This is a genomic window from Desulfatiglans anilini DSM 4660 (genome assembly GCF_000422285.1).
Classification (GTDB): Bacteria; Desulfobacterota; DSM-4660; order Desulfatiglandales; family Desulfatiglandaceae; genus Desulfatiglans; species Desulfatiglans anilini.
The window spans coordinates 33,296-43,923 of sequence record NZ_AULM01000029.1 but is presented as its reverse complement, the minus strand read 5'-3'; the positions used below and the strand labels follow the sequence as shown (position 1 = coordinate 43,923).

4 protein-coding genes are annotated in these 10,628 nt (G+C 58.5%); all 4 read left to right on the top strand.

Annotated elements, in window-relative coordinates; genetic code table 11:
- Positions 1-109 precede the first annotated feature (109 nt).
- The 4 genes from H567_RS25480 to H567_RS25460 all read left to right on the top strand — a co-directional run bounded on the left by H567_RS25480 (position 110) and on the right by H567_RS25460 (position 10,623).
- Positions 110-928: a solute carrier family 23 protein gene (locus tag H567_RS25480; RefSeq protein ID WP_051185041.1), complete on the top strand. Its 819-nt coding sequence runs from the start codon at positions 110-112 to the stop codon at positions 926-928.
- 951 nt (positions 929-1,879) lie between these two features.
- The gene (locus H567_RS27375) at positions 1,880-4,939 is read left to right on the top strand and encodes a sigma-54-dependent Fis family transcriptional regulator (RefSeq protein WP_051185040.1); all 3,060 of its coding nucleotides are present in this window, start codon (positions 1,880-1,882) and stop codon (positions 4,937-4,939) included.
- 188 nt (positions 4,940-5,127) lie between these two features.
- A complete protein-coding gene (locus H567_RS25465) occupies positions 5,128-5,454 on the top strand; it encodes a putative quinol monooxygenase (RefSeq protein ID WP_051185039.1) in 327 nt (108 codons plus the stop codon).
- Positions 5,455-5,673: 219 nt separating this feature from the next.
- The gene (locus tag H567_RS25460) at positions 5,674-10,623 is read left to right on the top strand and encodes a hypothetical protein (RefSeq protein WP_153306224.1); all 4,950 of its coding nucleotides are present in this window, start codon (positions 5,674-5,676) and stop codon (positions 10,621-10,623) included.
- The last annotated feature ends 5 nt before the right edge of the window (positions 10,624-10,628 follow it).

The window sequence follows — 10,628 nt, the reverse complement described above, 5'->3', positions numbered from 1 at the left end:
CCCAAAGCCAGAATAATTCGACATCCGACCCCCTCTAGTCAAGCGTTTGTGAAAAATACGGCCCCTTCCCGACAGCATATTCTGCCAACCAACAACGGATGGTTGCGAGATGATGGCTTGGCCCATCAGAAGCTTGCCGATGCAGTGTGCTTTGGAGGAAACAGGCTGCGCCGCTCTCAAACTTTACAGTGTCCTTGGCGGGTTGATCACCGGTTATCTCTTATCACTCCCTGCCGGTTTGTTGACCAGAGAGCACTTTCATATGATTGACGCTGTACCGTGGCTGGCATTGCCTTCAACGAAAGGGATGCTGGACATCACTTTCAAGTGGTCACTGGTCCCAATCTTTGCTATCGTCTCTATTACCGGAGCGCTCAAGTCATTCGGCAATCTCATCATGTGTGAAAAAGTCAATGACACGGAATGGACGCAACCTGATACGAAGCGCATCGGCAACGGGCTTGTGGCGGATGCCTGCTGCGCAACGGTCTCGGGTCTGCTGGGAGGAATGGCTTCAGACACCTCAGCAAGCAATGTAGCCTTCAGCGCCGCATCAGGTGCTACCAGCCGCTACATCGGGTACATGGCTGGTGCGCTCTTCATCATCTTCGGTTTCTTTCCGAAGATAACCGGGGTTCTTTCACTCATGCCGATGCCGGTGATGGGGGCCATCCTGATTTTTGTCACCTGTTTCATGATCATTTCAGGGATTCAGATCATATTCGGGGCGGGTATAGATAACCGCAAAACCTTTGTGATCGGCATATCGATTATTTTCGGACTGAGCCTCGATCTGCTCCCCTCTCTTTTCGTCGACATTCCTCATGCTATCAGACCGCTCTTCGAGTCATCATTGACGCTGAGCACCGTAATGGCAGTTTTCCTTAACCAGGTCCTGCGCCTGGGGAAAGTGCCGAAAACAGTGTGAGTCGTCAATCATTCTCAGGACCTGCCCTGGTTTTGTAAAATGCCCGGACTATCATGGCTCTAAAGGACGTCATTCCAAAACAGTGACGGGATTCAGGTTTGACGGTCCCGGCGCGGGCCGCCAGGGGATATTCATCCCCGCCGAGATCAGGAGGCCCCCAATCGCGGGACCATTTTCTCCGAGATATAAGGCGTAAGAACTCCAACTTCACTCCGACTGTTCGTTAGTCGGAACTTGGCCACGCCTCGCGGAGCCTTGCTGAGCTCAGGCGAGCAGTGGCCGAGCCGGCGAGGGCTCGTGAGGATAGGCAGAATCGTTTTCCCGCTCTTGCTATTCTTTCCCTTGTGAGTTAGAAACATTGTGCGGTCGTCCTTGATGTGTATCTTTTAGAAAGGTCCGCGATCCGGAACGATTTTGCAGGGCTTTGAATTCCTTATTTTAGTTGGAATCTCAAGTCATCATGGCGAGTCGAAGAACCATCCTCCAATCTGGCAAACGGATTGGCAGAAAATCTGCTCCAGGGGTTCGGATCCATTCTCTGCGTCAAATTTCAGACAGGTGCATGGGGTCCTCTGGGAACCCTTTTTTTGGTGTTGCTCATTTTGTGCGCCCGACCTGAATTTTCCTGCTGCGAGTTTTATTGGTTTTTTCCGCTGCACTGGTTCGTTCTTGCGGGATCCACCTCACCTCTCCCGCGACATTTTTGAGGGCGGGCTCTATTTCTGAGGCTGCAAAGGGTTCAGTTTCGGCGGATCCATCGGAAATGGTGCAACGTTTGAGGTAGAGGAACAACCCTTTTCCCAGAAGGAATTTTCCCCCCGAGAGGGATTGCACGGAGATGGTCCAGGCCGCTATCCGTGATGAGCGGCACGGGGCCTTTTTCCGGGAGCCGTTGGCAGAAATGGATCGCTTAGCGATGGGGCGAGCGCCCGAATTCAGAGGAGCGAAGCCATGACGGTTGATCGAAGAGAGGGCAGATCGTATGCCCTGATGATTGTATCGGCCTTGGTTTTCGGCGGCCTTTACCTGACAAGCCTTTACAGTTATCTTCTTTTTCATGCGCTGAGCGAGATATTCAGCACGGCTGTCGCCGCTGCAATTTTCCTCCTCGTCTGGAATGCCCGACGCTCCCTTGATAACTATTACCTGTTGCTGCTGGGGGTCGCCTACCTCTTCATCGGAGGTTTGGATCTCGTTCACACACTTGCTTACAGAGGCATGGGCGTTTTTCCCGATCATGACGAAGACCTGGCGACCCAGCTCTGGATCGCCGCCCGGTACCTTCAAAGCCTGTCGCTCCTGATCGCTCCTTTCTTCGTTGAAAAAAGACCGAACTTGAAGGCCGCCCTCGCAGCCTATGCGACGGTTGTGGCCTTGCTCCTGTCGTCTATATTTTTTTGGGATGTGTTTCCCACCTGTTACGTGCCGGGCGAGGGTCTGACTCTTTTTAAGATTGCGAGCGAGTTCATTATCGGTCTCATTCTCCTGGGGGCCATTATCCTGCTTCTGAAGAAAAGAGAGCGCTTCGACCCCGCCGTTTTTCGTCTGCTCATCGTTTCCATAATTTTGACCATTCTTTCGGAACTGTTCTTTTCCGCCTACACCGATGTGTATGGAGAACCCAACCTTCTCGGTCATTTTCTGAAAATCGCCGCATTTTACTGCATCTACAAAGCGATCATCGAGTTGGGCGTGGCAAAGCCGCAGGCCGTCCTTTTCAGGAGTCTCAAAGAAAGCGAGGAGGCGCTCAAAAAAGCCCACGCGGAATTGGAGCGAAAGGTAGAGGAGCGTACAGCGGACTTGGTCAGCGTCAACCGGGATCTTTCAAAGGAGGTGGAAGAGCGCCGGCACGCGGAACGCAGCCTTGAAATCGAGCGGAACAACTTGTTGTCGATCCTGGAAGCGATGCCTTACGGGGTCTACATCGCCAACCAGACCTACGATATCGAGTATGTAAACCCTGTCCTCGAAAAGGAGTTCGGGCCGCCCGACCGGCGCAAATGCTATGAATACTTGGAAGACCGGCTGGACGTCTGCCCATGGTGCAGGAGTCAGGAGGTGTTCGAGGGAAAGAGCGTTCAATGGGAGTGGCAATCCGCCAGGACAGGCAAGACCTATGAAATTTTCGAAACCCCTGTTGCGCGTGATGACGGGAGTATGTGCAGGCTGGAGATTCTTCAGGACATCACCTGGCGGAAAGAGGCCGAAATGGCTTTGCAGGCCTCCGAAACCAAATACCGCATCGTCGCTGAGAACACCTATGACTGGGAATGGTGGGTGGACGAGGGAGGAAGATTTGTCTATGTTTCGCCTTCCTGCAAAGAAATTACGCTGCACGGTGCAGAGGAATTCATCTCCGATCCCCAGTTGTTTTCCAGGCTGATCCATCCTGATGATCAGGCTCTTTTCGGGGGCCACGTGGTCCATATCGAAGATAGACGTCTGGAGGGAGAGGTCAAATTTCGCATCGTCCGTCCCGATGGATCCATTCGCTGGATAGCCCACGTCTGTCTGCCGGTTTTCGATGCGGAGGGCCGTTTTCTGGGACGGCGGGGGACCAACCGCGATATCACCGAGAAGAAGGCTGCGGAAGAAGCTTTGCGAGAGAGTGAAGAACGCTATCGTGCACTGGTCGAAACCATGAACGAAGGGCTTGGGATAAAGGACGAGAATGGGATTTGGACCTATGCCAACAAGAAATTGTGCACGATGTTGGGGGCTGAATGCAGCGAGGTCATCGGACATTCTGTCGAGGAGTGGCTTGACGAGGCGAATCGGAAGATCTTGAGCGACCAGATGAGCCGACGCAGGGAAGGGGTTAGAAGTTCGTACGAGTTGGCCTGGACCAGGAAGGATGGATCCGTGATTTATACGCTGGTCTCGCCCAAACCCATCGTAAGTAAAGATGGGCGGTTCGTGGGCAGTTTCGCTGTCTTGACGGATATAACAGAGAGGAAAAAGGCCGAAGAAGCGGTCTTGAAAGCCTTGTCGGAAATCGAGGCCCTCAAAGACCGCCTGGAGGCGGAGAACATCTATTTCCGGCAGGAGATGAAGCTGAAGCACGAATTCGAACAGATTATCGGCCGGAGCAGCGCCATCAAGTATGTCCTCTTCCGGGCCGAGCAGGTCGCCCCGACGAACAAGACCGTCTTGATCATGGGTGAAACCGGCACGGGGAAGGACTTGATAGCGTCGGCCGTCCACAGGATGAGTCCGCGCAGGGACAAACTCATGATCACCGTCAATTGCGCCGCCCTGCCGAGCAACCTGATCGAAAGTGAACTTTTCGGGTTCGAGAAGGGAGCCTTCACCGGGGCCGATGCCCGGCGGGAGGGGCGGTTCGAGGCTGCAGACGGGTCGACGCTCTGTCTGGACGAGATCGGGGAGATGCCGCTGGAATTGCAGGCAAAATTGCTGCGGGTGATCCAGCACGGTGAGATTCAGCGCCTGGGTTCGTCCAAGACCATCCGGGTGGATATGAGGATCCTGGCGACGACCAACCGGAACCTGGAAGAAGAGGTTCGCGCGGGCCGTTTTCGACAGGATCTGTTTTACCGGTTGAGCGTGTTTCCGTTGACCGTACCCCCGCTCAGGCAGCGGAAAGATGACATCCCTCTGCTGGTCGAGGCCTTCGTCGAGCGCTACGGCAGAGAACTCGGAAAGAGGTTCACATCGATTCATCCTGAGAGTATGAGGATGCTTCAGGAATATGATTGGCCCGGCAACATCCGGGAGTTGGAGAACGTCATCGAACGTGCGGTGATCCTGGGTAAGGGACCCGCGCTGGTATTGGCCGAAAAGCTCGAGAATCAACCGCAGCCCCAGGATTCCGATTTGAGAACGCTCGAGCAGGTGGAACGGGAGCATATCCTTTCCACCCTGACAGCGACCCGCTGGCGCATCAACGGCAAACAGGGTGCAGCTTCCATCCTGGGCCTGCATCCAAGCACGCTCCGCGCCAGGATGAAAAAACTCCACATCCGCCGCCACGAAGTGAACCCTGCTGAATAAACACCCCCGCCTTTTGCTCTTGATCTCTCCAAATATGGATAGTTCGCGAAATATGGATACCCCGAACCTCTCCTCATGCGTTTGATCCGCTCTTTCTCCGTATTGTATAAGTATCTGTTTTTAAAGCCATTCAAGTGATTTCAGCACCGCCTGCCTTTTCTGGCCAGCATCTTGCTATATCCGTTTTCATGATCTGGATCACCTTCCACATGAAAGTCGGGCGGGAAAAAAGGAGAGAACTCCTGCAGACACTGGTCTCGTTGGTCCCTTCTATACGGTCGGTCAAGGGATGTCTCGTCTGCGACCCCTGCTTCAGCTTGGAGGAACCGGACGAAGTCTGCCTGTTCGAGGTGTGGGAGACGCTCGAAGATCTCGAGCGGCATAGGCAATCCGAGATGTACAAGGTGCTGCAGGGCGCCATGAACCTTCTCCTGGCACCCTGCGAGCCCAGACGTTACGCGCGGTTGGCGGAGGAAGCGGTCCATGAATGGGTTGGAAACTGGAATGGTGTGTGACAGCGGTTCCTGTTTCAGCGCAGTTCGGACCCGGGCGGTTCGTTGCGGTGAACGGTCTGAGCGCCAGCGTCGGAGACAGAGGCGGCCTCGGAGGCCGCCTGGATCTGCCGGCCGGAAGGAGTCGCCGGTTGGGCAGCGAGAAACGGAACGGTTTCATGGCGGTGGATGAAGGCGGCAAACAACGAGAAGGAGGATGTCATGGTTCACAGAGGAAGAAGTATGGGAAATCGGAAAGAAAGGTGGAAAACCGGCGGGTGGCTGATGGTCCTCGCCGCTGTTTTCCTTTTTCTGCAAACCTGGACGTTTGCGGGGGCTCAAGCGGCCGTATTCGAAGTGAAGGGCGTACCCCGCGATTCCCTTCAAAAACCCCTGACGCCGGTGCCTTTGACAGCGTACCGCTGGGTCATCGAGGAGGATCTGACCTACCGGACGACTCCGGGCACCCCCGATCCCGACACCCTGGCATTGAGTTTTCACCGGAGCTATATGCCGGTCGTCGCCCAGGGGGATGAAACCTGGACCGTCTTGTGGGGAGATGTGGGAGACGAACAAGGTGTCGATCCCGATGCCATGACTGTCACGCTGGATCCCTTGAAATCCTACTACGTCTCCGTCATTCCCAAAGACTCGGGAAGTTGGAGCATCGGCGCGGCGGCGCTCACAGGGGGAGAAATAGATGTGCCGGTCTACCTGAACGCCCTGCCGCTCCCGACGGCGCAGATCACGGTCTTCGTCTTCGAGGACAACTTCCCCATCAACAATGCGCCGGATCTTCCCCAGGAAGTAGGGCTCGCCGGCTTCAAGATCATCGTGGAAGACGCAGGCGGCCGGTACGGGATGTCGGCCGGCGCCATGATGATGGACGCCTTCGGCAACCCCATCGGGACCACCTACAATCCGGACGGCACCGTGGCGATGATGGGGAACGGCTATGTGCTCACCGATGCGAACGGGGAGGCGGTCATCAAGAATCTCGCACCCGGGAAGTACGGGATCCTCGCCGTGCCGCCTCCGGGCACGAACTGGGCCCAGACCTCCACGATCGAGGGCACCAGGGTTATCGACGCCTGGGTCAAGGCCAACGAACCTCCTTTCTTCGCGGAGTTCGGCCCCCCGGGCTGGCATGTCTTCTTCGGATTCGTGAGCCCGATGAACGACACGACGGTTCTCACCGGCGGGAGCAGCATCACGGGCCAGGTCGTGAACCTCCACCTCTCCCGACCGCCGGACTATGCCTTTTATAACGGCGCCCCGTTCGGGCACACCACCCCGTGGGTCGGCCTGAACCTCGGGCCTGCCGGAAGAGGGGTGTTCGCCAAGAGATGCAACTCCGACGGGACCTTCGAGATCCCCAACGTGCCGCCCGGAGATTACCAGCTCGTGGTCTGGGACGACAACCTGGATCTCATCTTCGCCTTTCACGGCGTCAGGGTGGAGGAGGGGACAGACCTCGAACTGGGTGATGTCCCCGTCTTCCAGTGGTTTACGAGGCTGGAGCACTTCGTGTTCAACGATCTGGACGAAGACGGCTTCTGGGGCGAAGGCGAGATGCCCATGATGGACCAGACCGTCAACCTGCGCTGGCGGGACGGCACCATGTACCAGTCCATGACCACGGACCACGAGGGGTACGTCCCCTTCGACGAGGTTTTCCCGTTTTTCTCCTGGCAGGTGGCCGAGGTGGGGTTCGAACGTTTCAAGGCGACGGGGGTTACCGTGGTCGTCGACCATGGAGGGCCGATAGACGGCACCGATCCCTGGACGTTCGGCGGACAGCTGAATCCGCAGGCCCAGCCGGACAATGGAGGTTTGGCCTATCGCACGGAGACAGGCCCCGTCCTTACCCAGGCCTTCCAGGGTTTTCTCGGGCAAACGAGCGTCATGATGTGGGGCAAAAAGGCGTATGGCCCGGGAGAAAACGGCGGCATCTCGGGGATGGTCTTCTATTCGACGACCCGTGCCGAGGACGACCCCGAATACGGGGCCGCAGAGCCCTGGGAACCGGGAATCCCCAACGTGCGCGTGAACCTGTACTCCGTGGTCTATGACGGAAGCGGGAATCCGGTGCCGGGCCTGCTTGTCAACTCGACCACCACCGACAGCTGGGACGGCGATCCGCCCACCGGCTGCCCGGGCGACCCCGGCGACCCCTTTTATAACGGCGGCCGGTGCTACGACGGCATGTACAACTGGAACCAGGTGAGGCCGGGCGTGTTCGACGGCGGCTACGCCTTTACGGAATACTGCCCTGACGGTGTCACAGTTGACGCATCTGGCAGTGTGATTGCAAATGGCGACGTTGTTCCGCTTCCCGCCGGGCAATACGTCGTCGAGGTGATCCCTCCCCAGGGATACGAGATCGTCAAGAGCCAGGACAAAAACGTGGATTTCGGGGAGGATTACCTCATCAGTCCGCAGCTGCTTCCGCCTCAGTGCGTCGGCGAGCCGTATACGGTCCCTGCTGAACTGACATTGTTTCCCGGTGTCGCCGCCCCCAAGAAAGACGCGGTCTTGAACCTCTGCGACCGAAAGTTCATCAACCTGAGCGGCGGGCAAAATGCGGCGGCCGACTTCTTCCTCTTCACCCAGACGCCGATCGCCGGTCACATTGTCGGATTCATCCTGGATGATACGGCGAACGAGTTCGACCCCACCTCTCCCCAGTTCGGAGAAAAGTATGCTCCGCCCTGGCTCCCGGTCGGCATTTACGACTGGGCGGGCCGCCTGATCGGGCAGACCTACTCGGATGAGTGGGGCAGGTACAATGCCCTGGTGCCCTCCACCTACACGGAGAACCTGCCTCAGCCAAGCGGCATATCGCCCAACATGATCACCACCTGTATGAACGATTCCAACGCCGATCCGCTGGGCTATCACAATGCGCAATACAGCACCTTCTGCTACACCTTCCAGTACATGCCGGGTGCAACCACCTACCTGGATACGCCCGTCATCCCCGTGGCGGCCTTCGCGGGGCCGGACCAGTACCCCCTCGACTGCGAGTTCCCCGACGGGACGCCGGTGATCGACTATGTCCAAAACGGCCCGTACGTTCCGGGGGGCAACAGCCCGCTCACCATTTACTCCATGGGGTCGGTGGCCATACCCGACCCGACCTTCGATGGGGCAGGATCCCGCACGGTCTTGAGGGACTATGGGTTCGGCAGCGGAGGCACGGTCAAGCTCGTCGCGGCCGATGGGACAATTTATCCATTGACCGTGAACAATTGGAGCAACGCCGCTGTCACGGCCACAACCCCGTCCAATATCCCCAGGCAGGGGGCTGCCTACCAGCTGGTCATCACACGCAACGACAACGGCCTTTCCACCATCAGGGGCATCACGGTCCAGGTGGGGACGGCGCGGCAGGCTGAGGTCCTGACCGTCCCGGCAGGCGGCTCCATTCAGGCTGCGATCGATGCCGCCGATCCCGGGGATCTTATCCTCGTGCCCCCGGGCACCTACAATGAATCCGTGATCATGTGGAAGCCGGTGAGGCTGCAGGGATACGGCGCAGGCAGCGTGGTCATCAACGCGGTGAAGGGCGTCCAGGCCGAGAAGCTCACGGCCTGGAGGGATAAGGTTCGGCAGCTCATCGAAGGGAACCTCGTTGACCTCGCGCCGGGCCAGGAGATCGGCTTTGGCGGGATCGAACCCGTGACGCTCTTCAATGAGGAAGGCGCCGGCATCCTGGTGCTCGCGAAGTCGGGCGGGAACAGCCGCTTCGACCACCCGCGGAACCGGGGGGCCCGGATCGACGGCTTCACCATCAGGGGCTCCGATCAGGGCGGCGGCATCGTGGTCAACGGCTATGGGGACTACCTGGAGATCAGCAACAACCGGATCATCAACAACAGCGGCTTTTTCGGAGGCGGCATCCGCCTCGGGCACGCCCAGTTGACCGTGGAGCAGGGCAACACCCTTTTGCACTCGGATGCCGACAATGACTTCATCCGAATCCACAACAACCACATCACCCAGAACGGCGGCCTCGGCGGGGCGGGTGGCGGCGTCTCCCTGTGCACGGGCTCGGACGGCTACAGCCTCGTGGAGAACTATATCTGCGGCAACTTCACCCTCGGCCAGGGCGGCGGCATCGGCCACCTGGGCCTCAGCGACAACGGCCTCATCGCACGCAACACCGTCCTCTTCAATGAATCCTTCAACCAGGGGGTGACGGTCATGGGCGGCGGCATCTTCGTCGGCGGGCAGGCCCCCCTTGGCGGCCCGGGCAGTCTCAGCCCCGGGTCGGGCAGTGTCAAGGTGATCGGGAACCTGATCCAAGGCAACGCGGCTGAAGCCGGCGATGGGGGCGGCATCGCCGTCCAGCGCGCCAACGGTCAGGATGTGGCCGACAATTTAAAAAAGGCCGACCAGTGGCACACCATCGACATCCTCAACAACATGGTGGTCAACAACCTGGCCGCCCTGGCCGGGGGCGGAATCTCGCTCTATGACGGCGCAAGGGTGAACATCCTTCACAACACCGTGGCTCACAACGACAGCACGGCCACGGCAGGCGAGGCCTTTTCGCCGGGCAACCCGAATGTGTCGAGCCCCCAGCCGGCCGGCATCGTCTCCCGCGCCCACAGCCCTGAACTGGCGGCATTGGGTGTGGCCGGGGTCTTCAGCAACCCGCAGCTCGCGAACGACATCGTTTGGGAGAATCGCTCGTTCTACTTCACGGGAGACCCCAATGATGCGGATCCGGTGTACACGCTGCAGCCCGCACCCGAACCTCACTGGGATCTCGCCGTGATGGGCGCCGCCGGAAGCCTGGATCCGGCCTACTCCATCCTGACCGACGCCACCGGATACGACGGGACGAACGTCAGTTTGGACCCGGGGTTCGTATTCCCCTATCTGAACGGCGGCAGGGGGACGACGGTCGTTCCGGGCGAAGGCACCACGGCGCTGCAGCCCGCTCCGGCCTTTGACGAGGGAGGAAACTTCATCAAGGTGCGCTTCGGGCCCCTCACCCGCTGCGACGATGCCGTCCCTGGAGATGGAAACCCCGGGGTGTGCAGCGATTACCACATCCAAGCAGGGTCGCCTGCCGTGGGTGCAGGGACCCCTCTTAGCGGGGCCTACCCGGATCTTGCCTGGGATTTCGACGGCGAGCTCCGAACCGCTCCGGTGGATATCGGCGCAGACGAGCTGCTCCCGTAAAGAGA